The 24,816-nt window shown below is 59.3% G+C and carries 24 protein-coding genes and 2 pseudogenes; 18 read left to right on the top strand and 8 right to left on the bottom strand.

Annotated features, from left to right (window positions below; genetic code table 11):
• Positions 1–89: 89 nt before the first annotated feature.
• Entirely contained in the window at positions 90–1,931 is a 1,842-nt protein-coding gene (locus RRH01S_RS31515) for a type II toxin-antitoxin system HipA family toxin (protein ID WP_042477290.1), read from the bottom strand.
• Positions 1,932–2,429: 498 nt separating this feature from the next.
• Here RRH01S_RS31515 and RRH01S_RS33815 point away from each other — a divergent pair.
• From RRH01S_RS33815 to RRH01S_RS31465, 13 genes and pseudogenes are all read left to right on the top strand, one after another.
• Positions 2,430–2,723: pseudogene (locus RRH01S_RS33815) on the top strand (integrase core domain-containing protein); the annotation flags it as partial.
• A 43-nt stretch (positions 2,724–2,766) separates the two neighbouring features.
• Entirely contained in the window at positions 2,767–3,471 is a 705-nt protein-coding gene (locus RRH01S_RS31510) for a hypothetical protein (RefSeq protein ID WP_042477287.1), read from the top strand.
• A gap of 155 nt (positions 3,472–3,626) precedes the next feature.
• Complete coding sequence (locus RRH01S_RS34265; RefSeq protein WP_131596082.1) at positions 3,627–4,010, top strand: hypothetical protein; 384 nt, start codon at positions 3,627–3,629, stop codon at positions 4,008–4,010.
• A gap of 131 nt (positions 4,011–4,141) precedes the next feature.
• Positions 4,142–4,378: pseudogene (locus tag RRH01S_RS33810) on the top strand (DDE-type integrase/transposase/recombinase); the annotation flags it as partial.
• A gap of 265 nt (positions 4,379–4,643) precedes the next feature.
• Complete coding sequence (locus RRH01S_RS31505; RefSeq protein WP_042477284.1) at positions 4,644–5,261, top strand: cupin domain-containing protein; 618 nt, start codon at positions 4,644–4,646, stop codon at positions 5,259–5,261.
• A 160-nt stretch (positions 5,262–5,421) separates the two neighbouring features.
• The gene (locus RRH01S_RS31500) at positions 5,422–6,363 is read left to right on the top strand and encodes an ABC transporter substrate-binding protein (RefSeq protein ID WP_015918024.1); all 942 of its coding nucleotides are present in this window, start codon (positions 5,422–5,424) and stop codon (positions 6,361–6,363) included.
• 85 nt (positions 6,364–6,448) lie between these two features.
• Entirely contained in the window at positions 6,449–7,243 is a 795-nt protein-coding gene (locus tag RRH01S_RS31495) for an ATP-binding cassette domain-containing protein (protein WP_037219545.1), read from the top strand.
• On the top strand, positions 7,240–8,265 hold the full coding sequence (locus tag RRH01S_RS31490) for an ABC transporter permease (protein WP_034515867.1): 1,026 nt from the start codon (positions 7,240–7,242) through the stop codon (positions 8,263–8,265). The genes RRH01S_RS31495 and RRH01S_RS31490 overlap by 4 nt, the downstream gene beginning before the upstream one ends.
• 3 nt (positions 8,266–8,268) lie before the next feature.
• The gene (locus tag RRH01S_RS31485; RefSeq protein WP_015918021.1) at positions 8,269–9,354 is read left to right on the top strand and encodes a phosphotriesterase family protein; all 1,086 of its coding nucleotides are present in this window, start codon (positions 8,269–8,271) and stop codon (positions 9,352–9,354) included.
• Between the two features lie 33 nt (positions 9,355–9,387).
• Positions 9,388–10,158 carry a glutamine amidotransferase gene (locus RRH01S_RS31480; protein ID WP_015918020.1) on the top strand — a complete coding sequence of 257 codons (771 nt, stop codon included), beginning with the start codon at positions 9,388–9,390 and terminating at the stop codon, positions 10,156–10,158.
• Between the two features lie 6 nt (positions 10,159–10,164).
• A complete protein-coding gene (locus RRH01S_RS31475; RefSeq protein WP_037219548.1) occupies positions 10,165–11,070 on the top strand; it encodes a ribokinase in 906 nt (301 codons plus the stop codon).
• Positions 11,067–11,909, top strand: coding sequence for a BtpA/SgcQ family protein (locus RRH01S_RS31470; protein WP_042477281.1), 843 nt, complete (start codon positions 11,067–11,069; stop codon positions 11,907–11,909). The genes RRH01S_RS31475 and RRH01S_RS31470 overlap by 4 nt, the downstream gene beginning before the upstream one ends.
• Positions 11,906–13,147, top strand: coding sequence for a Zn-dependent hydrolase (locus RRH01S_RS31465; RefSeq protein WP_037219551.1), 1,242 nt, complete (start codon positions 11,906–11,908; stop codon positions 13,145–13,147). The genes RRH01S_RS31470 and RRH01S_RS31465 overlap by 4 nt, the downstream gene beginning before the upstream one ends.
• On the opposite strand, the gene RRH01S_RS31460 is transcribed toward RRH01S_RS31465, so the two are convergent.
• From RRH01S_RS31460 to RRH01S_RS31430, 7 genes are read right to left on the bottom strand one after another with little or no spacing between them, the layout of a single operon-like run.
• Positions 13,140–14,090, bottom strand: coding sequence for a sugar kinase (locus RRH01S_RS31460; protein ID WP_174010832.1), 951 nt, complete (start codon positions 14,088–14,090; stop codon positions 13,140–13,142). The genes RRH01S_RS31465 and RRH01S_RS31460 overlap by 8 nt on opposite strands.
• Positions 14,090–15,148, bottom strand: coding sequence for an ABC transporter ATP-binding protein (locus RRH01S_RS31455; protein WP_037219557.1), 1,059 nt, complete (start codon positions 15,146–15,148; stop codon positions 14,090–14,092). The genes RRH01S_RS31460 and RRH01S_RS31455 overlap by 1 nt, the downstream gene beginning before the upstream one ends.
• Positions 15,149–15,173: 25 nt before the next feature.
• On the bottom strand, positions 15,174–15,995 hold the full coding sequence (locus tag RRH01S_RS31450; protein WP_034515871.1) for a carbohydrate ABC transporter permease: 822 nt from the start codon (positions 15,993–15,995) through the stop codon (positions 15,174–15,176).
• Positions 15,995–16,933, bottom strand: a complete 939-nt coding sequence (locus tag RRH01S_RS31445) for a carbohydrate ABC transporter permease (RefSeq protein ID WP_034515874.1) — start codon at positions 16,931–16,933, stop codon at positions 15,995–15,997. Before RRH01S_RS31445 ends, RRH01S_RS31450 begins: the two co-directional genes overlap by 1 nt.
• Positions 16,933–18,264 carry an ABC transporter substrate-binding protein gene (locus tag RRH01S_RS31440; RefSeq protein WP_015918012.1) on the bottom strand — a complete coding sequence of 444 codons (1,332 nt, stop codon included), beginning with the start codon at positions 18,262–18,264 and terminating at the stop codon, positions 16,933–16,935. The genes RRH01S_RS31445 and RRH01S_RS31440 overlap by 1 nt, the downstream gene beginning before the upstream one ends.
• 51 nt (positions 18,265–18,315) lie before the next feature.
• On the bottom strand, positions 18,316–18,975 hold the full coding sequence (locus RRH01S_RS31435) for a GntR family transcriptional regulator (protein WP_007699582.1): 660 nt from the start codon (positions 18,973–18,975) through the stop codon (positions 18,316–18,318).
• A 25-nt stretch (positions 18,976–19,000) separates the two neighbouring features.
• Positions 19,001–19,885: a dihydrodipicolinate synthase family protein gene (locus tag RRH01S_RS31430; protein WP_037219560.1), complete on the bottom strand. Its 885-nt coding sequence runs from the start codon at positions 19,883–19,885 to the stop codon at positions 19,001–19,003.
• A 245-nt stretch (positions 19,886–20,130) separates the two neighbouring features.
• Here RRH01S_RS31430 and RRH01S_RS31425 point away from each other — a divergent pair, with 245 nt between their 5' ends.
• The 5 genes from RRH01S_RS31425 to RRH01S_RS31400 all read left to right on the top strand — a co-directional run bounded on the left by RRH01S_RS31425 (position 20,131) and on the right by RRH01S_RS31400 (position 24,816).
• Complete coding sequence (locus RRH01S_RS31425) at positions 20,131–21,546, top strand: dipeptidase (protein ID WP_042477272.1); 1,416 nt, start codon at positions 20,131–20,133, stop codon at positions 21,544–21,546.
• 247 nt (positions 21,547–21,793) lie between these two features.
• A complete protein-coding gene (locus RRH01S_RS31415; RefSeq protein ID WP_015918007.1) occupies positions 21,794–22,366 on the top strand; it encodes an RNA polymerase sigma factor in 573 nt (190 codons plus the stop codon).
• Complete coding sequence (locus RRH01S_RS31410) at positions 22,359–22,808, top strand: hypothetical protein (RefSeq protein ID WP_015918006.1); 450 nt, start codon at positions 22,359–22,361, stop codon at positions 22,806–22,808. The genes RRH01S_RS31415 and RRH01S_RS31410 overlap by 8 nt, the downstream gene beginning before the upstream one ends.
• Positions 22,805–23,254: a periplasmic heavy metal sensor gene (locus RRH01S_RS31405; RefSeq protein WP_015918005.1), complete on the top strand. Its 450-nt coding sequence runs from the start codon at positions 22,805–22,807 to the stop codon at positions 23,252–23,254. Before RRH01S_RS31410 ends, RRH01S_RS31405 begins: the two co-directional genes overlap by 4 nt.
• Positions 23,255–23,328: 74 nt before the next feature.
• Entirely contained in the window at positions 23,329–24,816 is a 1,488-nt protein-coding gene (locus RRH01S_RS31400) for a DUF1800 domain-containing protein (RefSeq protein ID WP_015918004.1), read from the top strand.

Below are 24,816 nucleotides of genomic sequence, written 5' to 3'. Positions count from 1 at the left end.
GCGGGTGCTTAATTCTCAATGGATCAGTGCTGCGTGCGGAATGACTGCGGGCGATCTGGAGCTTACAGCCGAACTGCAATAGCTCCACGCTATTCAAACGTGGCCAGACGCTCGCGGACAACTTCCCGCATCAGCGCCGCCCGTTCAGCGCCAACTGAACCGTCCGTCAGCGGCGTCGGCAGAGCGAGAGTGTCCAGGCCGTGCGCAAGCGCCGCGACCAGATCATCAACTGCCGTATCTGCCAGCGCCGCGGGAATACCCGCCGTCGCCGCAAATCGCCTGAAATCCGCTCTCTTTAGCCGTTCGTCCTTGCCGCTCATTTTGAGCGCCATGTGGTCGTTCTGCAGGTTCGGAAACACCCGCGTCGTTACCACGTCGTAGAGCGGCGCCATGCGGACAGAGCTAAAATCCTCCCTGCCTGGCTCTACGATTTTCAGGACAGCCATGTTCTTCAAATGCATATCGCCATCCGCGATCAGCCACGCGAACAGTGCCCGCCGCAAGACCAGCAGCAGATCAGCGCCGGCGTCGGTGGAGAGCGGGCGCAGGGCGGCTGCTATCCGCTCCATGGTGCCCGTGTATTTGTCTTCCGCGCGCACGCCCAGAACGGATGTCATGTCCTCGAGTGCCAGACGGCGGACATCGTCAAGGCTGGTGCGGATATCGAAGCGCTCAACCGCAAGCGCATGCGGCATGCCATCTGGCATAACGACGAGCGCAATGGCGGGCACAATGAATCCAGCCGCTCGGCCAAGCTCCATGGATTGCCATTCGATTGCCGGCAGCGCCTCGAATCCTGCCGTGCTGGCGGGCTTCAGAATATGCGTGAACGGCTTGTTCATGCTCGGTATCAGGGTGCCGTCCGCATCGAGGAACATTGGCGCCTTGATCTGTACGCCCGACAGTCGTGGTGTGGTGCCAGTCGCAAAGATCCTTGCCAGGTTCTGTTCGAACGTGTCCTGGATGTCACCGCGGCCGGGACCTGCATAGGTCCCTGTGAACAGGTGATTTGCCGTGAAGCTGCTCAGCCTTGTCAGCAGAATATCGGGTGGTAAGGCCGCCAGTTCGCTTGCCCGCTCCACAATTGCGATGTTTGACATGTACCGCTTACCGGTACGCAGTTCCGCCCGCTCGTCCGGGCTGTTCAGCACCCTGTTGAGCCAGCCTTCCGGGAGTAGCGCTTCAATGAAGGGCGGCAATCTGCCCGGCGTAGTCTGGCGCACAAGCGGTGGGCCGTCCGGATCGGACGCCTTCCATCGCCATTCGAAGCCATCATGCGCCAGGTTGCCGATCGGCACGCCGTGCCATGCCACGATCAGGTCGAGCGCGGCCTGGTTGGCAACGGCGACGGCGGCCGCCGGCTTCCGTTTGAGGAAACGTTCTGCAGCACTCCCTTCGTCAAGCCAGTCATTGTCGCGAGCAAGCTTGAAGACTGCATCGGCTGCGTTCTGCGCACTCCCGTATTCTTCGATCAGCCGCGCGGCGATTGCCTCTTTCATGTCCTCGTTGAACGAGGCCGCATGTTCACTACGGATGCGGAAGGCTTCCAGAAAACGCTGGCGCAGCGAAGACACGTCCACGCGGAACTCGCCCATGTCGTCGCCGATCGCCGCCTGCGCGATGGAAGGGTGGTCAGGCGCTTTGTTCTGAATGATTTCGAGCGTCCTGATGCGCTGTCGCTGCGCACGGCGGCCAGTCAGGAATAGGCGGCCATCGCGCATCGGGCCGAGCAGGACGGCGCTGGCGGCCGACAGGTAGGCATTCGGATAGAGATATTTGGCGATGCGTACAGCATGGGTCCGTATTGTCTGGTCTATATCGTCGTCGGCGTCGACATAGATGCCGCGCATGAGCTGCACGAGCTTACCGGCCTCCGCTTGGCGGTGACCACGCATTTTATCAATGTTTTCGCCGACGAGATGAAGGGGCATATATGTAGCTTTTGCGTATTTCAGATACGGGAAAGTTACATCACCGTTTTTGAAATTTCAAGGGAATTGAAACTATCGCATAGTTCAGATACGCAATAGTTTCAAATATGAAAATTTCCAATCGTATCGATTTCATCGATAAGATATTGATTATAAACAATATATACTAAATTGTCTTGGTTAGTATTTATCACGCCTCACAATTCAATTGGCGGATCGCGGGTTTGACTCGCATCAAGACCAAGGTATTTGGCCTGCTGCCGGTTTCATGGACATCGAGTTAAGGTGTTTTTCCTGAAACCGGAGAGCATGAATGCAAAGACGAATATTCAGCCGCGAGTATAAGCTTGAAGCGGTGAAGCTGGTCAGTCGCAGCCAGTCCTTTCCTGGAAAAGGGCAGGTGAAGCCAATTTGCTTCGAGTGCATCGCGCCGAGCGTCGATTTTTGGAATGCATCGTAACCTCCTAATTCAAGGTGTTGCGACGACCGGTTGAATCTGCCCAGTATACCAGCGAGCAGTTCCAGCGCCTCATGGGAGACCACGGAATTACCTGCTAGATGAGCCGCTCTGGAAATGTCTGGGACAATGCCGCCATGGAGAGCTTCTTCTCATCACTGAAAACGGAGAGAACGGCACGGAAGGTTTATCGCACGAGGAATGACGCCAAAGCGGATGTGTGCGATTACATCGAGCGCTTCTACAATCCAAAGCGGCGCCACTCGACACTGGGCTATCTCAGCCCCAATGACTTTGGAACCAAGGTGGGGTTAGCTCAACCTCGTGTCCGATAGACCGGCAGCAGGCCATTCTTTCTGATTTTATACGGAGATAAATTTGAGAGGTTGGGCAATTATTGCGATCATCGTTTTGACAGCTCCGTTCGCATTATTCAGTTGGAAAGTTACAGCGGCGAGCATTGCAAAGCTACGCGATTTGGGCTCGCACATCGGAGTTTTCGATGGGACGATGAATGGCGTGAGGTTCAATTTTCGCGCAGAAGGGGCCCTGTCAATCACCCTTGCCGAGCCGGATCAAACGGTCTCAATTGGCACATCATCAGACCAAAAATCAAAGGCACTTGAGAAATACTTCTCGCGCTATGAACAAGTCGCTTCTCTCCCTCTGGAATACGTTTCTTTTGACATCCCGATCGATTGCAACGCCATAGCTCGCGGAAAGCCGTGGTGCCAATTTGTTGGAGTGGGTGATGGCAAAAGTCTTCACATCTACAATGTCCGTCTTAGTATACCTGGAAAATTGAATAAGAAACTCTCCAATTTTTCGCAGGATAATAACGATCAAGCATGGCTAAATCCAATTGACGGCGGCGCAATTACAAGACGTGGAAATAAAATACAAGAACTTCGACAAGCGGAGTTTCTTAAATGTCTCCCGGAAGGTCGGGTATGCTCATACAATTTCCTTATCGATAACGCCTTTTTGGCGTCGATAGACTTGTACAGACGAAATGAAAATCCAAAAGACTTGGAAGATTTCAAGAGCTTTTCTGCAGACATCATCGAATTCTATTTGAATTAAATTTCACACGCAGAGGGTCCCATGTCACATCAATTTACGACGATTGAGCGTTCGTTCATTGTTAATAAACAATGGCACTTTCTACAGTCTTAAGCTGCTTTTTTTCATAAGCATCTCTACCGTTCAAAGGCTATTAGTTGCTATGCTAGGTCGAGATGTTTTCAAAAGCTTTATTGGGGCTCAGCTTGGCCGGGATCGTGGTTCTGGCAATCCTTTTATTCAAAGCTGGATTGAATTATGCGGGTGTCTGCACCGTAGGCATAAATGTCACGAAATGGCATCGGGTAACCAGCGGTGAACTCCTTGATTACCTCACGCTGAAGGGCGGATCGAAGGCGGGGGTTAAGACTATTTATTCAATTCCGGAACTCTGGTCGGTTCCAGGCGACCATTACAGTCACGCCAGCTTTTTAGACAAACTAATGGGGCGATCAGCCACCTTAATTCATTTCTACAATCCGTGGATGGACGACGGTCGCAGCCTGCACCCTGACGGATATTTCTATGCACCCAACTGCTTAAACCTGCCCCGTCATTGACGCACCGTGGACCTGAAAAACATTCTTTGCCAGATCCACCCCAATCATAATATCCTTTATATTGCCGTCCTTTCCGCTTCGTGGCTTTCAACACCACCAACCTGGCACATTGCGATGCCGTCTGGGGAGGGCGGCAACCATCCCATCTGAACAACCGGGCCGAGAATTCTCATGTGCCGCTGCGAAAACGGGAGCGGATGATGCAGGGATTTCGATCCGTCGGCGGCTTGCAATGTTTCATCTCGGTCTTTTCAACAATCAGAAATCTTTTCGTCCCGGCGCACCAGAAACGCTCAGCCCTCACCACCCACATTCATCGCATCCGCGCAATGGCGCATTGGAAAGCCGTGACCGGCGCAACTGCGTAAGTTCATCGGCAAACACCTTGACGGGGATTAAGCGAACAACGTGACATCGCCCCTAATAGAGCTTTTGGCAGCGCGGGATACGTGAGCATATCGGGAAGACGTGGTTCGATATCTCGGGTACGTACGTTTCGAATTTGTATCATTGTGAATCTCCTGCTGCGTCAGGAAACTGGGTAAGTATTATGAAATATCGATTGTGGACAGGCCCGCTTAGTTTCCGATAATCTCCTATCCGGCCATAATCATTCCGGACAAATGAACCCCCATGAAAATCGACATCCAGCCAAGCCAGCCAGGCACCGATGATCGTCCGTCAGCCGCCAATCATGGTCGTCTCGGCACGCGGCTGCGGCTGGCCAGGCAGATGCTTGGGATGACGTTGAAGGCGCTGGCGATGGCGGCGGATTGTTCGGAGAGCCTTCTGTCGAAGATTGAAAACGGCAAGGCGTCGCCCTCGTTGCCGATGCTGCATCGGCTGGTAGAGGTGCTGGGCACGAATATCGGCTGGATGTTCGAGGAGGCCGACGGTGAGGAAGGGATCGTCTTTCGGGCTGGAACGCGCCCCTTGATCGGGCTCGATCCGCTGCGGCGCGGCGAGGGGATCTCGCTTGAGCGGATCATCCCCTATTCGCCGGGTCATTTGCTTCAGTGCAACATTCACCACATCGAGCCGGGCGGGGAGAGTGCAGGGCCGATACAGCATGCCGGCGAAGAGGTCGGCTATCTGCTTGCCGGCTCGATTGAGCTGATGGTCGGCGAAAAGACCTTTAGGCTTTCGATCGGCGATTCTTTCGTGTTCAGATCCGAACTGCCGCATTGGTACCGAAACGTCGGAACGACCCGCGCCAGCATTTTCTGGGTCAATACGCCGGCAACATTCTGATCATCCGATAGGATCGATCCGGAGTCTCCGCGCCTTTCCGGCATGCGCTACGTCAAGTCTAATTCAAGAGACTTGACAACCATTCAAGTCTCTTGAATTATGCCCCTCGCTAATAATGCCAATGAGCCCGATCACGGGCCTTTCCGCAAGGGGAACACATATGCGCCTTTCCAGATTTGCAGCGGGTTGCGCTGCAGCCGCAGCTTTGACGTTTGCTTTCGGCTCTGCATCCGCTTCCGCCGAAACTTTCGCGCTGGTGACCATCAACCAGCAGGCTCTCTTCTTCAATCAGATCAATGACGGGGCGAAGGCCGCAGCTAAGGCTGTCGGTGCCGATCTTGTCATTTTCAACGCCAACAACGTGCCGAGCGCGCAAAACGACGCCATCGAGAATTACATCACCCAGAAGGTCGACGGCATCATTTTGGTCGCGATCGACGTGAACGGCGTGAAGCCGGCGATCACGGCGGCCAAGAAGGCTGGCATTCCGGTCATCGCCATCGATGCGCAGATCCCCGATGGCGACAATATCGCCTTCGTCGGTGTCGACAACACCAAGGCGGGCGGTGATATCGGCAAGTTTTATGCTGATTACGTCAAGAGCAAGATGGGCGGCTCGGCCAAGATCGGCGTCGTCGGCGCGCTCAACTCCTTCATCCAGAACCAGCGTCTTGACGGCTTTAAGAAGACCGTTGCCGACAGCGGCGAGAAGGTAACCTTTCTCGACACGGTCGACGGCCAGAATGTCCAGGATGTCGCGCTCAGTGCTGCCGAAAACCTGATGACGGCCAATCCCGATATGACGACGCTCTATGCGACCGGCGAGCCGGCATTGCTCGGTGCGGTTTCGGCCGTGACAAGCCAGGGCCGCACTGGCGACATCAAGGTGTTCGGCTGGGATCTGACCAAGCAGGCGATCGAGGGCATCGACCAGGGCTGGGTCACCGCGGTCATCCAGCAGGATCCGGCCGGCGAAGGCAAGGCTGCCGTCGAGGCGCTTGACAAGGTCAAAAAGGGTGGGACGATCGACAAGATCATCAATGTTCCGGTGACGATCGTCACCAAGGACAATGTCGACAAGTTCCGGGACATGTTCAAGTAAGCAGCCCGCATATGCGACCGTGGCCATTGAGCGGCCACGGTTCTCGCGACATCCGCATAGCATACTCTTTTCAGGTGGAAACGCCATGAACGACGACATCTACCGCGTCAAGATGACCGGTATCTCCAAACGCTACCAGACGATCCAGACACTCGACAATGTATCGCTGACCCTGAAGCCTGGCGAGGTTCTCGGCCTCGTCGGTGACAATGGTGCCGGCAAGTCGACCTTGAGCAAGGTCCTGTCCGGGGCGGTCATTCCCGATTCCGGGTCTATCGAAATCGATGGCAAGACGGTGAGCTTCGCATCCCCCGCCGATTCACGCGCAGCTCGTATCGAGATGGTCTACCAGGACCTCTCGCTCTGCGACAGCGTCGATGTGGCCGGCAATATCTTTCTCGGCCGCGAGCCCCGGCGCCACGTGCTCGGGCTTCCGTTTCTCGACAACAGGAAGATGCATGACGAGGCACGTGACATGCTCGACCGGCTCGGCATCGTCATCGCCGATACGCGGCTGAAGGTGGAAAACCTGTCCGGCGGCCAGCGTCAATCGATCGCGATCGGCCGGGCGGCGTCGTTCAACCCTTCCGTTCTGATCATGGATGAGCCGACGGCGGCTCTTGCGGTTGCCGAAGTCGAGGCGGTGCTCGACCTTATCAAGACGGTCAGCGCCCGCGGCGTCAGCGTCATTCTCATTACCCACCGCCTCCAGGATCTGTTCCTCGTCTGTGACCGCATCCAGGTCATGTACGAAGGGCGCAATGTCGCGGAACGCAGGATTGAAGACACGAGCATCGAGGAAGTCGTCAATCTGATCGTCGGTCGTAAATTCCAGGCACGCTCGGCCGGCCATCGCCACGACCAGGGAGCTCAGGCATGACGACATCCTCTTCTACGGCACATGCGCCCGTTGCGGCGGCACCGCATTCGCGCATCCACAAGACCAGATGGCGCGACAAGATCATGAGCAATGGCAGCATCATTTCGATCGCCCTGTTCTTCCTCGTCGTTTGCGTCTTCTTTTCCATCTTTACCGGTGCCTTCCTGACGGCTCCCAATCTGTTGAATGTCGTTCGACAGTCCGCACCCCTGCTGATCGTCGCTGCCTCGATGACATTCGTCATTACCACGGGCGGAATAGACCTTTCCGTCGGATCGGTGCTTGCCCTGGCGGCCACCCTTTCGGCGGCAGCGCTGCAGGCGGGTATCGCCTGGCCGCTCGTTGTCGTGTTGATGTTGCTTCTCGGCGCAGCCGTTGGTGCCTTGCAGGGCTTCTTCATCGCCTATGAGCGCATTCCGGCCTTCATCGTCACGCTTGCGGGGCTTTCGGTCGTGCGCGGTCTGGCATTGCTGATTACCGCCGGCTATTCCATCCCGGTGGATGCGGAGAGCCCGTTTACGGCAATCGGCAGGGCGTGGTTTCTGGGCGTGCCCGTGCCGGCGCTGATCGCGCTCCTTGTCCTGGTTCTCGCCTATATCGTGTTCAATCAGACGCCTTTCGGCCGATATGTGACCGGCGTCGGCGCCAATGCCGAGGCGGTGCGCCGCGCCGGCGTCAACACCCGCTTCGTCACCCTCTGCGTCTATATGCTGTCCGGTACGGCAGCGGCCCTGGCGGGCATCATTCTCGCAGCCCGGCTCGGCTCGGGATCCTCCAATTCCGGCCAGGGTTTCGAGCTCGACGTCATCGCCGCGGTGGTTCTCGGCGGCACCAGCCTGTTCGGCGGGCGTGGTACGATCCTGGGTACGGTTCTCGGTGCGCTGACTGTCGCCGTCATCGCCAATGGGCTGATCCTTGCGCATATGTCGCCGTTTCTCACGCCGATCGTCACCGGCGCCATCATCCTGATTGCGATCTGGCTGAACTTCCGGATCTTCAAGGGTGCCGTCAGGAGCCGATGAAGCATGGATCATCTGTTTGAAACCTCACCGCCGGAGCGGGCGCCGATCGGCATTGCATCCGGCACCGCCATGACGGTCCTGGGACCGGTCTCGGTCGATGATCTTGGCATCACGCTCATGCACGAGCATATCCTGCTCGACGGTGCACGAACCTGGAAATGCCCCTGCCATCCCGATGAAAGGCTGATTGCCGAGCAGAAGGTCAATATCGAGATCGTCGGCGAATTGCGGATGAATCCCTATATGAACCGCGACAATGTCTCGCTGGACGATAGCGATCTGGCGCTCGCCGAATTAAAGAAATTCCAGGCGCTCGGCGGCCATACGGTCATCGAAGCGACCAATATCGGCATCGGCCGCGATCCGGAAAAACTCGCGCGCATTTCACGCATGTCCGGCATGAAGATCATCATGGGGACGGGGTTCTATCTCGAACATACCCATCCCGAATGGCTTAAAGGTATGGACCTTGATGCCATCACGGAGTTCATCGTCAACGATGTCGGCGGCGGTGCCGAACAGCCTGATATCATGGCCGGTATCATCGGCGAGGTGGGCGTCAGCAAGGATTTTACCGCCGAGGAGCTGAAGTCACTCCGCGCCTCTGCCCGCGCTTCCCGCATCACCGGCCTGCCGCTTTCAATCCATCTTCCCGGCTGGGAGAGGCTGGCGCATAAGGTGCTCGATGTCGTCGAGGAGGAGGGCGCCGATCTCAGGCACACTGTCCTTTGCCACATGAACCCGAGCCACAACGATCTCACCTATCAGAAGAGCCTGGCCGAGCGGGGTGCGTTTCTCGAATACGACATGATCGGCATGGACTATTATTATGCCGATCAGGACGCACAATCGCCGTCGGACGAGGAGAATGCCCGTGCCATCCAGTCGCTGGTCGACATGGGCTTTGTCGACCGGCTGCTGCTGTCGCAGGATGTCTTCCTGAAGATCATGCTGACGCGCTATGGCGGCTTTGGCTACGGCTACATCCTCAAGCATTTCGTGCCGCGGCTGCTGCGCCATGGTGTCGAGCAGGCGGCAATCGACCGCATGCTCACCGACAATCCGAAATCCGTTTTTTCCGCCGCTTGACCGGCCAAGAAATCTGCATCGCAAGGAGCATACATGTCCAAGAAGAAGATCCTTCTCGCCGGGGAATCCTGGGTATCGACGGCAACCCATATCAAGGGTTTCGATCAGTTTCCGACCGTGACCTATCACACCGGCGCTGACGAATTGCTGGCCGCACTGAAGAACAGCGACTTCGATGTCACCTTCATGCCGGCGCATGAGGCGCAGCGTGATTTCCCGCAGACCATCGAGGCGCTATCCGCCTATGATGCGGTTGTCCTGTCGGATATCGGCGCAAACACGCTGCTTCTTCATCCCGATACCTGGATCCACTCGAAGACGACGCCGAACCGTCTGCGCCTGCTGCGCGACTATGTGCGGGGTGGCGGCGGCCTGCTGATGTTCGGCGGCTATTACAGCTTCCAGGGCATCAATGGTGGTGCGCGTTATCGCAAGACGCCGGTCGAGGATGTCCTGCCGGTAGAATGCTTGTCCGTCGATGACCGGGTCGAGGTGCCGGAAGGGTTTGCACCTGTCGTCACTGGCGACGAGAGCCACCCGATCCTGGCGGGGCTCGGCAAGGACTGGCCGGTTCTGCTCGGTTTCAACGAAGTTACCGTCAAGGACGACGCGGAGGTTCTGGCGACGGTTTCCTCCGATTACGGCTCCCTGCCGTTGCTGGTCACGGGGCGGTATGGCAAGGGGCGCACCATCGCCTGGACATCGGACGTCGGGCCGCACTGGCTGCCGCCAGGCTTCATTGCCTGGAGTGGCTACAAGACACTGTTCGAACAGATGCTCGCCTTCGCCACCGCCAAGGATTGATGCGCCATGCCGGTCCATGTCGTCGGCAACGTCTGCATCGATACTACATTTCGGGTCGATCGTTTTCCGGTGCCGGGTGAGACACTCAATGCGAGCGATCATTCGGACGGTGTCGGCGGCAAGGGCGCGAACCAGGCCGTTGCCGCCGCGAGGACCGGTGTTGATGTCCGGTTTTTTGCGCCGCTCGGAAGTGATCCCGCCGCCGCCTTCATCAGGGAGCGGCTGAAAGGCGAGTTCGATCTGGACGGGTTGTCGGAAAAGCCGTTGCCAAGCGACAGATCGACGATCGTCGTCAACCGGGACGGTGAAAACCTGATCGTCAGCGGCGTTGCCTGCGCGGCTGATTTCGACCCCTTGCAGGAGACAGGTCTTGCCGCGTTGATCGCTCGTGGCGACTTTCTGGTCATGCAGGGCAATCTCAGGGCAACGGTCACCGATGCGTGCCTCCGGGCTGCGAAGACTGTGGGCGCGACCACGATCCTCAATCCGAGCCCCTTATCGGGCGCGGCACCTGATCTTACGGCGGTCGACATCGTCATCGTCAATCAAGGCGAGGCATTCGAGATCACCAGCGAGCCTGATCCCGAGCGGGCCGCGCGGGATCTTCTTCGGCGCGGGGCAAAGGCGGCGATCGTCACGCTGGGTGCCGAGGGATGTCTCCTGCTGGAAGGTGGTACTGTCGATCTGATCCCAGCGGTCAAGGTGGCCGTGGTCGATACCAGCGGTGCCGGCGACGTCTTTTGCGGATGTTTCGCCGGATTCCTGACGAAGGGGTGGCCGCTCGCGCAATCGGCGCGGCTGGCGGTTGCGGCTGCCGCTTTGGTAGTCGGCCGTCCTGGGACACTGGAAGCCTGCCCGAGCCGGGTGGAGCTATCGAAACTCATGAACACAATGGAGGCGGAAAGCCTATGACACCCTCCCAGAAGCCTGTCGGCCAAGCGTCCGGCGATGCACTTCTCTCGCTCTTCGGCCGGACGAAGGTCGTGATCGGCGTCGTCCATCTGGCACCTCTGCCCGGCGCGCCGCGCTACGACGGCGAGGCGGTGGAAGCGATCTATCAACGCGGCCTCGACGACGCCAAAGCCTATCTGCATGGCGGCTGCGACGGTGTCATCGTCGAAAATCACGGCGATATCCCGTTCTCGAAGCCCGATGATATCGGGCCGGAGACCGCAGCCTATATGTCAGTCGTGTCCGATCGCATCCGCCGGGAGCTGGGTCGCCCGATCGGTATCAACGTTCTGGCCAATGCCGCCATTCCGGCTTTGTCCATCGCCAGTGCGTCCGGAGCTGGCTTCGTGCGCGTCAATCAATGGGCCAATGCCTATGTCGCCAATGAAGGCTTCATCGAAGGCGAGGCGGCGCGCGCGATGCGTTTTCGCGCCAAGTTGCGGGCAAACGGCATCAAGATTTTTGCCGATGTCCATGTCAAGCACGGGGCGCACGCAATCGTTGCCGACAGGCCGGTCGAGGAGCAGGTGAAGGATCTGGTCTTCTTCGATGCGGATGCCGTGATCGCGACCGGCCAGCGCACCGGCCATGCCGCCGATCTCGGTTATATCCGGATGATCAAGGAAGCGGCGGGTCTGCCGACACTTGTTGGCAGCGGTGTCACGCCGGAGAATGCCAATGACATTCTCGATATCGTCGATGGCGTTATCGTCGCAAGCTCGCTCAAACATGATGGCGTCTGGTGGAATGCCGTCGATCTGAAAAGGGTCGAGGCCTTCATCGCCGGATTGCGCCGATGAGAGGCAGGCCTGAGGTCAACGGCGAGCGTCTGCTTCGCCGTTTGAGCGAATTCGCCGAAATTGGCAAGACAAAGGCCGGTGGGGTCAACCGGCAGGCATTGAGCAGTGAAGACCGGGCAGCGCGGCGTCTTCTCGCTGATCTCTCAGCGGCGCGTGGCTTTAAGATCTTTCAGGATGCGATCGCCAATCTCTTCATCCGTCGTGAGGGCCGCAATCCGGCACTGCCGCCGATGCTGATCGGCAGTCATCTCGACAGCCAGCCGACAGGCGGCCGCTTCGACGGCGCGCTGGGCACGCTTGCCGCTTTCGAAGTGCTGGAGGCTTTGGAGGATGCGGGCCATGAGACGGAGGTCGCCATAGAAGTCGTTGCCTGGACGAATGAAGAGGGTAGCCGCTTTGCGCCCGGCGTCATGGGGTCGATGGCCTTTGTCGGTGCGGCACATCCGGACGATTTTCAGTCTGTGACCGCAAGTGATGGCGCAAGTTTCGGGGAAGAGCTCGCGGCGACGCTCGCGGCCCTGCCGGAAGCCAAGATGCGCGCCTTTGGCGCGCCGATCTCCGCTTATCTCGAACTGCATATCGAGCAGGGGCCTTCGCTTGAGCGTGAAGGTCTGGCAGCCGGTGTCGTCACCGCCGTTCAAGGCACGCGATGGCTGACCGTGACCTTCTCAGGAAGTGCTGGCCATGCCGGCACCACCTCGCTTGCCTATCGGCGTGATCCGATGGTTGCGGCAACTGCGGCGCTGAACCGGCTGCAGATGTCGGTCATGCCACAGGACGACGATGCACGGCTGACCGTCGGGCGGTTTTCGGCCCATCCGGGTTCGATCAATGCCATTCCGGATCGGGTGACCTTTACCGTCGATATCCGGCATCCGGATGCGGTGACCCTGGCAGCCATCGAAGCAAGAGTTCGTGCGGCCTGCGAAGAGGCGGCAGCGTCTCAGCGATGCAGCGTCGAGATATCAACATCTTTCGATATGCCGCCTGGCTCGTTCTCAAAGGTCATGACAGATCGGATCGAGGCGGCGGCAAAGGCACTTGAATTGCCCTGCAAGCGGATGATTTCCGGCGCATTTCATGATGCCCTGTTCATCGCCCGGGTGGCGCCTGCCGCGATGATTTTCGTGCCCTGCCGCGATGGTATCAGCCATAACGAGGCCGAATATGTTGAGCCGGCCGATGCCATCAACGGTACTCGGCTGCTCCTGGAGGCGACGATGGAAAGCGTCAGCTAGTTGGCTGATGACCTGCCCGGGCGATAACTTGTGATCGTGTCGGTGCGCCTGAACGGCCGCCGAACACCTCGCATTTGAGCGCAGCGGCAATCGATGAAAGCCGGATCGCGTCCTTCGGCGGTTTGCCCTCCGCGATGGCAAGGGCAAACGCACCGTGGAAGATATCGCCGGCCGCAAGCGTATCGACGGCCTTGATGGCAAGGGCCGGCCAATGCTCGATCTCGCCGTTTTCATCGTCAAACCAGTAGCTGCCAGCAGCGCCGGCGGTCACGCTGATGAAGGCGTGGCTGAATCTCTGTTTCAGATACCGGACCATTTCCGCGACATCGTTCGCGCCAGTGAGCCGTTGTGCTGCCGGTTCGGAAAATACGATATGGCTTGCCGCGGGCGCCAGTCGTTCGATAGTGCCATCGGGCGCGACATCCCCGTCGAGGATGGCGGGCTTGCCGGCATCTCTTGCCGCTTGCAGGACCTTTAGCGCGAGCGCCGGCCAGCGGACATCGACCAGGACGGCGTCGACAGCCGCGATATCGTCCGGCGTGACCGGCTTCACCGTCTCATGCAGTCTGGGATCGTAAAAGGGTACGATCAACCGCTCGCCATCGTCATCGATCAGGATTGTCGACAGCGCCGAGCGCGCTCCCTCGACGCGCAGCATGCCATCGGTGATGATACCGGCTTCCCCGAGGTCGCGGACAATCCGCTCGCCGGTCTCGTCGTCGCCCACCGCGCCCCATAGGCTTGCCTTGCCGCCAAGACGCGCGACCGCAAAGGCCGCACTTGACGCCATGCCCTCGGCGATCTGCAGCATCTCGTGGGGCAGGACTTTCCCTTGTCCTGACGGCAGTGTGTGGACACGAAACAGCGCGTCGAGAACAGCCGCGCCGACGCAGAGGACGTGTCTCGGCGCACCTGTCGGCGGATCGAAAATCGAAGAAGACATCAAAGCCGCTTGCCGTTCGCCTTGTCGAACAGATGCACGCTACCTGCATCGATCGCGATGCCGACCGTGTCGCCGAAGCGAATATCGAGCCGTTCGCGGAAGAGGCAGGATATTTCCTGGCCGCTGCAATCGAGCTTGGCGTAAATCTCCGATCCCGTGCCCTCGACGATCTCGACCCGTCCCGAAATGCCGCCGCTTGCCGCGCGGATATGTTCGGGCCGGATGCCGTAGACCAGCGGTTGCCCGCCATACCGCGAGATCGGCAGCCCCTCGGGCAGAGGCAGGATAAGCCCCTTGTCGCTGCGGAACACGCCCTCTTCGATTTTTCCGTCGATAAAATTCATTGCCGGCGAGCCGATGAAGCCGGCGACGAAGAGATTGGCCGGGCGGTCATAAAGGTCGAGCGGCGCACCGATCTGCTCGATCAGGCCGCCATGAAGCACGACGATCTTGTCGGCCATCGTCATCGCCTCGACCTGGTCATGCGTCACATAGATCGTCGTCGTGCCGACGCGCTGATGCATGGATTTGATCTCGGCGCGCATCTGTACGCGGAGCTTCGCATCAAGGTTGGAGAGCGGCTCGTCGAACAGGAAGACCTGGGGATCGCGCACCAGGGCACGACCCATGGCTACACGCTGGCGTTGTCCGCCGGAAAGCTGGCGCGGAAAGCGGTCGAGCAGCGCTTCAAGGCCGAGAATGCCGGCCGCCTTCTCCACTTTCGCTGAAATCTCCGAAGGGCTGGCTTTCCGCAGCTTCAATGCAAAACCCAGGTTTTCGGCAACCGTCATATGCGGGTAGAGGGCATAGTTCTGGAACACCATGGCGATGTCGCGATCGCGCGCCGGCAGGTTACTGACCTCGCGAGCGCCGATACGGATCTCGCCGTCGCTCACCTCCTCCAGCCCCGCGATCATGCGCAGCAATGTCGACTTGCCGCAGCCCGACGGGCCGACGAGAACGACGAATTCGCCATCGGCGATATCGACGCTGATATCATGGATGACCTTGACCTGGCCGAAGCGCTTCTGGATGTTTTGTATGTTCACGGGTGCCATGATTGGATCCTGTTCGAAAGGGAGTTCAGCCGCCCTTGACGGCGCCGGCGGTGAGGCCGGCAACGATCTGCTTCTGGGCAAATATTGTGAGAACCAGCACCGGTAGCGTGACGATCAGCGCGGCGGCCGCCAGCGGCCCCCAGCTTACCTGCTCGAAGGACAGCATGTTGTAGACGGCAACCGGCAGGGTGCGCGTCTCGCGGCTGGCAAGCACGATGCCGAAGACGAAATTGTTCCACGAAAAGATGACCGAGAGGATAAAAGCAACGACGATCCCCGGCTTGGCGATCGGGAGCGCCACCAGCCGGAAGACCTGCCACGGCGTCGCGCCATCGATGCTGGCCGCCTCCTCCAATTCCATCGGGGTCGTCTCGAAATAGCCGATCATGATCCAGACGACGATCGGGACCGTCACGACGAGATGAATGATGATCTGCGGCCAGAGCGTTCCCAAAAGGTTCAGCCATTGGAAGAGCAGGAACAGCGGAATGAGGAAGGAGAGGCCGGGCGTCATGCGGGCGATCATGATGACGACCGCCGACCTCTCCGCCTTCAGCCGCGCAATACCGTAGCCGGCGGGAACGCCGATCAGCAGAGCAAGCAAGGTCGCGGCCCCAGTCACCAGAATGGAGTTCCAGAAATAGAGGAAGAAGTTGTTCTCCTCGAAAACCTTGACGTAGTTCGACCAGGCGAAGCGCTCGGGAATGAAAATCGGCGGATAGGCGCCGTTATCGATCTCGTACTTCAGCGAAAGCGAGATCATCCACAGGAAGAACAGCACTACCGGCGAAATCATCACCAGCGCCACGAAGAGAAGACCGATCTTGTCGAGCGTCTTGCGTTTCATCATCGTGTCTCCGTGTCCGACCAGTTCGCGCGCTGTCTCGCCATCAGCAGGACGAAGGAGAGCGCGACGATGAGGATGAAGAAGACGACCGCCATGGCCGAGCCGTAGCCGATGTCGTAATAGGAAAAGGCGGTGTTGTAGAGATAGATGTTGATCGTCTCGGAGGCAGTTCCCGGCCCGCCCTGCGTCATCGCATAGATGATGTCGAAGCTTTTCACCGCATCGATGCTGCGGATGATGACGGCGATCATCAGGAAGGGCGCGATCATCGGCAGGGTGAGATAGCGGAACTTCTGCCACACATTGGCGCCGTCGATCTCCGCACTTTCATAAGGCTCGCGTGGCACAGCGGCGAGACCACCGAGCACGATCAGCATGACAAGCGGTGTCCATTGCCATGTTTCCACCAGCACCAGCGACGGGATGACGCTGACCTGATTGTAGATCCATTCCTGCGGGCCGATGCCGACGAAGGACAGGAGATAGTTGAGCACGCCGAGCTGGGGATGAAGCATCATCGTCCAGACGAGCGCGATAGCGACAGGCGTCGCCATCATCGGCATGACGAAAATGCCGCGCAGGAAACCGCGCAACGGGAATTGCGCATCGAATATCAGGGCGGCAAGGGTCCCTAAGAAAACCGGCGCGATGACGGAGAGGCCGGTATAAAGCACCGTATGCCACAGCGCCTCCCAGAACCGCATGTCCGTTGCCAGGCGGGCGTAGTTTGCAAGGCCCGCAAAGCTCTGGGATTGCCCGAGCGTCCAGCTATTCACGCTCATCCATAGGGTAAAGATCCACGGAAAAACGATCACCGCGGCGATGACTACCAGAGCGGGGATGACGAAGGGCCAATAGTTGGGAACAAGCCCTCCTCTGGGTTTGCTCCTCTTCTTCGCGGCGGTCGCCGTGGTATTCTCGATGCTCACGGACGCCATCACCCCTCGCTTCGCGCCAGCACTGGCTCGAACTGTGCGGTTGCATTCTTCAGTTCGGTTGCCGGATCCGCGCCGCCGATCATGTTGGTGAGCGCCACGCCGTAGATGTCGCGGAATTCGGTGACCGGGATGATGACGGGCAGGCCGAGTGCCGAGACCTTGCCGGAACCGACGACGGCATCCAGCCAGGCCCCAGGCATCTTGACGCCCTCGCGGACTTTCATGTCTTCAAGGACGGACTGGCGGAACGGCACGCCGGCGCCGGCCTGCAACAGCCGCGCACCCATCTCGTGCGAGATCACCCATTGGCAGAAGAGATAGGCGGCCTCCTTCTTCTGGCTTGCCGCAGTCACGCCGATGCCGTCGCCGAAGGTGGCGGCTGCTTGTCCGGCAGGTCCCTTGGGGATGACGCTATAGCCGACCTGGCCGACGACGCGAGACTTTTCCGGGTTTTCGATCGGCGGCGCAAAGCCGACGCCATCGAACCACATGCCGATCTTGCCCTGCAGGAACGCGGATTGGGACTCGGCCCAGTTGAACCCGGAAACTCCGGGAGGTGCCGCCTTGGTCATCAGGCGCTGATAGAGCTTGGCGGCCTCCACTGCTTCCGGCGATGTGGTGCGCAACTTGCCGTCCGCAGACAGCGGCGTTATGCCATAGCCGAGCATGAAGGCGGTCCAGACCGGCGTATTGGCATTCTTCAGTCCGCGGGCAACGAAGCCGTAGGTATTGGTCGATTTATCCGTCAGCGCTTCAGCGGCCTTGGCCATGTCCTCGAAGGTCTCAGGGTAGGCAAGCCCCTTCTTTTCGAAGAGCGTCTTGTTCCAGTAGACGATCCAGTAATCGACCGAGAAGGGCAGGGAGCGCAGAACGCCATCGGAATCCTTGGCGAATTTCATGCCGGCTTCTGCAAAGTCGCCTAATGTCAGCGAAGGATCCGTCAGGGACGGATCCTTCAGGAAACCGCTGATGTCGGCGAGCCAGCCGCCTTTTTCGAATTGGCGCTTCTGCACATGATAGCTCAGATGCACCACGTCGAAGCTCGGCTTTCCGGAGCTGAGCTCGATCGTCGTCTTCTGACGCTGCTGCTGTTCCGGCGTTGCTTCGGCATTGACCTTGATGCCGGTCAGCGCCTCGAATTCGCTGAGGTACTTGATGATGATTTCGCTGCGCGGGCTTTTGACCAGATTGACTTCCAGCGTCGTTCCGGAAAAGCGCTTCCAGTCCACGGCCGCCGATGCGGAGCGGACGCCGAGCAGGCTTGCTGCCCCTAAAGCTGCTGTGCCCGCCATGAAATGGCGGCGCGTGGGATTGATGAATGACGATGACATGTTGTTCCTCCTCCTTTGGCCGAAAATCTCCTCATTCGCGGCCTGTTTCATTCAAATCTTCAATGCGCGGTCTCTTGCCCCGTTGATGTGCGAAACGAGCGATGCGACGGCATCTTCCGCCGATCGTCTTTGGATCGCCTCAAGCACCTTGATATGTTCGACCATGACCGGTCCGACATGTCCGTTGATCCGGAACCGGTCCTGGCTGATCAGCCGCATCTTGATCGAATTGACGCGATAGGCATTCGAAATAATGGTGTTACCGAGTGCATCGATAAAGGCATCATGCATGCCCCAATCGACCGATTGCGCATGGAGTTCGAGCTCTTGTGACGTATCGCCGGCCTGGATGGCATCGGCAATATCGCGGTGCTGCTTCAGGAGCCCGGCAATGGTTTCGTCCGAAGCCGAACGGGTAAAGAGCGCGACGGCTTCCTTCTCCAGAAAAATGCGGAGCTGAAACGCTTCGCGGATAAGGTCGAGATCGATATGGGCGATCTGCAGGCCGCGCTGCGGCACGGTCTTAATCAGGCCTTCGGCCTCCAGCCGCGGGATCAGCTCGCGGATGGCGCCGAGCGGCAGGCCGGTCAGCTCCACGAGCCTGCGCTGCGAGACGAATTCACCGGGACGTACATCACGGGCAAGCAGATGCTGGGTAAAGCTCGCATAGGCTTTTTCCCGCAATGTCGGCTGCTCGTTCATGCCGTCCATTCGTCCCCCTCCCTGTCCGGTTTGCCTAAGCGGCTTTGGATCTGAAAAGCGCATTGAATGCGCCGGCCAGATGATTCCGTCCTTCGCCGGATATTGAAACCAGCGGCGGGCGAACTGCAAGCCAGATTTCGTCTCCGGAGAGTTGCGCCACCATGACCTTGACTGCCGCCGTCACCGGATATTTCAGCAATTCCAGGACAAAATCCTCGACGCGCGGGTCATCCTTTCCCTCTTCAGCCATGAGCCGGACTTCATGGGGTACGAAATTCGCCATCCCCGAAATCGCGCCCTGACCGCCCAGCCGAACGCCTTTGGCCAGATGGCGTTCATCACCGATCAGGATGATGAGGTCGCTATGCGCCTTCAGAAGCGCCTCCGTGTAAGGCCAATCGCCGGAGGAATCTTTGACGCCGGTGACAACGCCCGGAAAGGCGCTGCGCAAACGGCCGATCAGCGCCACGGAGAGCGGCACCATGGTGACGGAGGGAATGTTGTAGACGATAATGTCGCGCGCTTTGTTTCCGAGCCGCGCAAAGACTGCCGAAAACCAGCGGAACAGGCCCTCGTCGCTGACATTCTTGAAGTAGAAGGGCGGTGCCAGCAGGATATTGCGCACGCCCTTGGAAAGTGCCGATCCGGTTTGGGCGGCAGCGTCCTCGACGGAATCCGCCATGACGCCGACGATGATGTGGTTTGCTGCGATCCCCAAATCCAGGAAGCCGTCGAGCACCTCTTCACGCTCCTGCGTGCCGATCGAGGATCCCTCGCCGGTGGTGCCGAAAAGCGTGACACTGGAACATCCAGATGTAAGGCTCAGCTTGGCCTGCTTGATCATCGGGCCGATGGCGATATCGCCGTTGCTGTCGAAGGGTGTGGTGAGCGCGACTGATAGGCCAAATTTCTGCGACAAGTTCCATTCCTCCCGGATATGTTGTCAGTACATACAGACTAACATGTTAGTTGTATAGCCTGAATCTTATGTCCGCGTCGAAGCGTGAAAAAATCTCGCGGAGAAAGCTTGTTTAGGCAGGGTCTGGCGTGATCCTGCATCTTGATGACGGGCCGGTTGATGCTACGATGCCCCGAAGTCGTAGCCGGCGGCATCGTCTCCCAAACCCTGCAAATGCCGCTTTTCCCACAGCCAGGAATGCCCAAATGCCAAAGCCCACTAACGATCAGATCGAAGCCGTGCTGTCTCATGTCGATCAGACAATGGATCAGAGCCTGCAACGGCTGTTCGATCTCATCCGCATCCCCAGCGTCTCCACCGATCCTGCCTACCGCGATGATTGCCGTCGGGCAGCCGAATGGCTTTCAAGCGATCTGGCCACGATTGGCTTCGATGCATCGGTACGTGACACCAGCGGCCATCCGATGGTTGTCGGCCATGAAAAACGGGCTGGTGGGCCGCATGTTCTGTTTTATGGGCATTACGACGTCCAGCCGGTCGATCCGCTGCCGCTTTGGAAGACCGACCCTTTCGAACCGGTGCTGCAGCCCATGGAGAATGGAGACACGGCGATCGTCGCGCGCGGCGCCTCCGACGACAAAGGGCAGTTAATGACCTTCGTCGAGGCTTGCCGGGCGTGGAAATCCGTGACCGGAACGCTGCCGATCCAGGTCAGCATTCTCTTCGAAGGGGAGGAAGAGGCCGGCAGCCCTAGCCTTGCTCCCTTCCTCGACAGAACCGCATCCGAACTTGCCTCTGACACGGTTTTGGTCTGCGATACCGACATGTGGGACCACGACACGCCGGCCGTGACGACCATGCTGCGCGGTCTCGTCAGCCAGGAAATCGAAATCACCTGCGCCGATCGAGACCTTCACTCCGGCATGTTCGGCAATGCCGCCCGCAATGCGCTGCAGGTCCTGTCGGAGATCGTTGCCAGCCTACGGACGCCGGACGGCGGCGTGGCGATTGCCGGCTTTTATGACGGCGTCCGGGAATTGCCCGAGGCCGTTAAGGCGCAATGGAAGAGCCTGCCCTTCGATGAAGACGGCTTCCTGCATGATATCGGCCTTTCGATCCCGGCGGGCGAAAAAGACCGCTCGATCCTTGAGCAGGTCTGGGCGAGGCCGAGCTGCGAGATCAACGGCATGAGCGGCGGCTATACCGGCGATGGCTTCAAGACGGTCATTCCGGCAAAGGCGAGCGCCAAGATCTCCTTCCGCCTGGTCGAGGGGCAGGATCCCGTCGCTATCCGTGACGCATTCCAGGCGCATGTGTGGGCGCGCATTCCATCGGACTGTTCGGTCAGCTTCAAGGAGTATGGCTTGGCGCCTGCTACCACCATGCCGCTCGACAGCCCATTTCTGCGCAAGACGCTGGAAGCTCTGACCGTCGAATGGCAGCGCGAGGCGGCTCTTGCCGGTACCGGCGGCTCCATCCCGATCATCGGCGAATTTAAACGACGCCTCGGCTGCGACGCCCTTCTGGTCGGCTTTGCCCGTTTCGACAATCGTATTCACAGCCCGAATGAGAAATACGACCTTTCGAGCTTTCATAAGGGCATCCGCTCCTGGGTCCGCATCCTCGCTTCTTTTTGCGAGATCGAACAAGCGGCGTCTTGATCTTGAGGGCGTGGCTTACGCCTTCCTGAAAATTGACAGAGTGCGACCGACGGATTTTCGTCGGTCAGCCGTTAAAGCCGAAATACGTCCATTCGCTTTCGAAGGAAAAGACCGGCCTGTCGGAGACATCGCAACCACATAGCCTGAGGTCACCGGATCTGATCGATGGGCTCGAAGCCCTTGTCATCGGCGAGGAGCAGGCGTGCTATGGGGACGTCGCGCGAAATCCGGATGGTGGCGATTGGCAATGAATGGGGATCGCTCACCCAAAAATGGTGATCCGGACGAGGATTTGCTTGGCCGCGTCGCGGCCGGCGATGTCAAGGCAACCCGCGCCCTGATATCACGGCAGTTGCCGCGCATTCTGGCTGTGGCGACACGCATGCTCGGTGACGCCAATGAGGCCGAGGATGTGGCGCAGGAAACATTCCTGCGTGTCTGGCGCAACGCCGGCGGCTGGCGGCAGCGCAATGCGCGCTTCAGCACCTGGATCCATCGTGTGACGATCAATCTTTGCTATGACCGCCTGCGCCGCCGCAAGCATGTGATCGCCGAGGATCCGCCCGACGTCCCCTATGAGGGTCCCGCGCCGGATGCTGGCATGTTGAGCGAAGACGATCCGGGCAAGCGCGTGGAGTGGGCCATGCAGATGATCGCGCCGCGCCAGCGGGAGGCGATCATTTTGGTTTACTATCAGGCGATGTCGAACGCGGAGGCGGCGGCGATCATGGAGATCAGTGTGGATGCATTGGAAAGCCTGCTCGCGCGCGGAAGGCGCTCGCTGCAAACGCTGTTGTTGAAGGAGCGGATCGATGATTGAATATGTCGAGACGGCCATGAACGCCGATCGATTTGCCGCCCTGGCTGCGGCATATGGAGGCACGATCGATCGATGGCCCGAAGAGGAGCGGGCCTTGGCCGAGACGTTCGCAAAGACGCCTGCGGGATTGTCCGCACTCGCGGCTGCCGGCGGCCTGGATCAGCTGCTCGACGCCTATGCGCTGAAGGCGAGGAATGACGGTCTCGGAGATAGGATTCTCACGCAGCTTGTCCGGAGGTCCCGGATGCGCAGGTGGTTTCGCTTTTCCTCCGCCGGTATCGGCCTTGTCGGCGTGGGCATTGCCGGCGCGCTGGCAGGAAGTATTGCCATCGCGGTTCTGGCACCAAGTGTGACTTCCGACACGACGGTCGCCACGGACCAAACGACAACGGTTTTCGGTGATATCGGAACCGACGCGAATACGGCGCAGGACACCCAATGACCGAACGCGGCTTTCGGATATTCGCCCTATCTCTGCTGGTGCTGAACACCTTCCTGATCGGCGCTTTGGCAGGTGGTGGACTGACCTGGATCAGCAGCACGCAGACCCACGTCGAGACGCTGCCGCTTGCCGGCGAGCAACTTCCTTCCGGGCAGAAAAAAGCCTTCCGCCAGGCGCTCAATGATGCGCGCAAGGCGGAGCGGCCAAGTGTACTGGAATCTCAGCAGGCGAAAATAGATGCGGCCTCCCTTTTGGGGCAGCCGACCCTCGATGCCGAGGCGCTGTCTGCGGCACTGGCGAGAGCCCGCAACGCCGATATCGCCCTGCGCGCAAAGCTCGAGCAGCGCGCCGTCGATTTTGCCGCCACGCTGTCCTATGACGAGCGCCGTACGCTCGCGGAAAGCCTGATCCGCCGCAGCGTCCCGAAACCCCCTGCCGCAAAATGATCACATTTGCCGGCCGACGGATCGGCCGGTTGCCTGCGTTTAAACGGATAGTTGACGCAGGAGTTGGCAAGGACATGACGCAACCGTCAAATGAGGTTTATGCCGCAATAGCCCTTTCGCGCTTTGGGCTCGGCGCCGACAGCAATGGCGTCGCCGCCATAGCATCGGACCCACGTGGCGCGTTGCGGGAAGAGATCACCGAACGTTTCGTGCCGGTGCCTGTGGGTGTGGAGCTGAAACCCACGGCCGATCTTCTTGTGGCTCTCTATGATTTTCAGGAGCAGCGCAAACAAGCAAGGGCACAGCCGGTCGCAGTCGCCGCGCCTCCGGTGACGACCAGCCAGGGTCCGCAACCGGCAATGTCGGGTGGCGACATGAAGGCAGGCCAGCCGGGCCAATCGGCACCTATGCCGAAGGCCATGGCAAGTCCACCGCCACCTGCTGCAGCCTATCTTCCGCAGCAGGTTTTCCTGGCCGAAGCCGAGGCACGCTTCAACGGCACTATCCGTCAGCCGCTGATCGGTTTCGGCGAACGCCTGGCAATGTTCTGGGCGAACCATTTCGCGGTTTCGACATCGAGCGGCGAGGAGGTTCATATCCTGGCCGGCGCATTCGAGCGGGAAGCCATCCGGCCTCATGTCTTCAGGCGCTTCTCCGACATGCTGTTGGCCGTCGAGACCCATCCCGCCATGCTGACCTTCCTCGACAACCGACAGTCGATTGGCCCGGATTCAAAGGCGAATGCGAAGGGAAAGCGCGGGCTGAACGAGAATCTCGCCCGCGAGACGCTTGAACTCCACACGCTGGGCGTGGATGGCGGTTATACGCAGGCCGATGTCACGACGCTTGCAAGGATCATCACCGGCTGGACGGTCGTGCGCGGTCAGTCGCCCTTGGGTGCGTCCGGTACCTTCGCCTTCAATGCCAATGCCCACGAGCCGGGCGACCAGACACTCCTGGGTCTTACCTATGCCGATCATGGCTTCGGACAGGGCAGGGAGGCGTTGCATGATCTCTCGCGCCATCCGGCGACGGCAAGGCATATTGCCACGAAACTCGTTCGGCACTTCGTTTCGGACGTCCCGCCGCCGGCGCTCGTTGAAAAGCTTTCCGCGACATACAGCAAAACCGATGGTGATCTCTCAGCGGTCTATCTGGCGCTGCTGGGGTCCGACGAAGCCTGGGATCCGAAACTGGTCAAGATCCGGTCGCCACTCGAATTCGTCATCGCGCTTTTGCGCGCCAGCGGCGAGAAGCCGAAACCCAATGTCATCGTCGGTGCCCTGGCCGCCATGGGCCAGCCGTTCTGGGCGCCGTCCGGCCCGAATGGATTTCCCGACACGGTCGACGCCTGGGCGTCCGGCCAGGGGCTCAGCACCCGAATGGATGTCGCCAACACGATCGCCAACGCGGCGCCCCCGCAGGTCGATCCCCGTCGCTTCGTCTCCGATAGCCTCGGACCGCTTCTTTCCGACGAAACCTTGCGGGCTGTGTCGCGCGCGGAAACCCGCAGCCAGGGTCTCGCGATTGCCTATCTTTCCCCCGAATTTCAGAGGCGTTGA

Source organism: Rhizobium rhizogenes NBRC 13257, assembly GCF_000696095.1.
Classification (GTDB): domain Bacteria; phylum Pseudomonadota; class Alphaproteobacteria; order Rhizobiales; family Rhizobiaceae; genus Rhizobium; species Rhizobium rhizogenes.
This window is presented reverse-complemented; position numbering and strand designations above follow the sequence as displayed.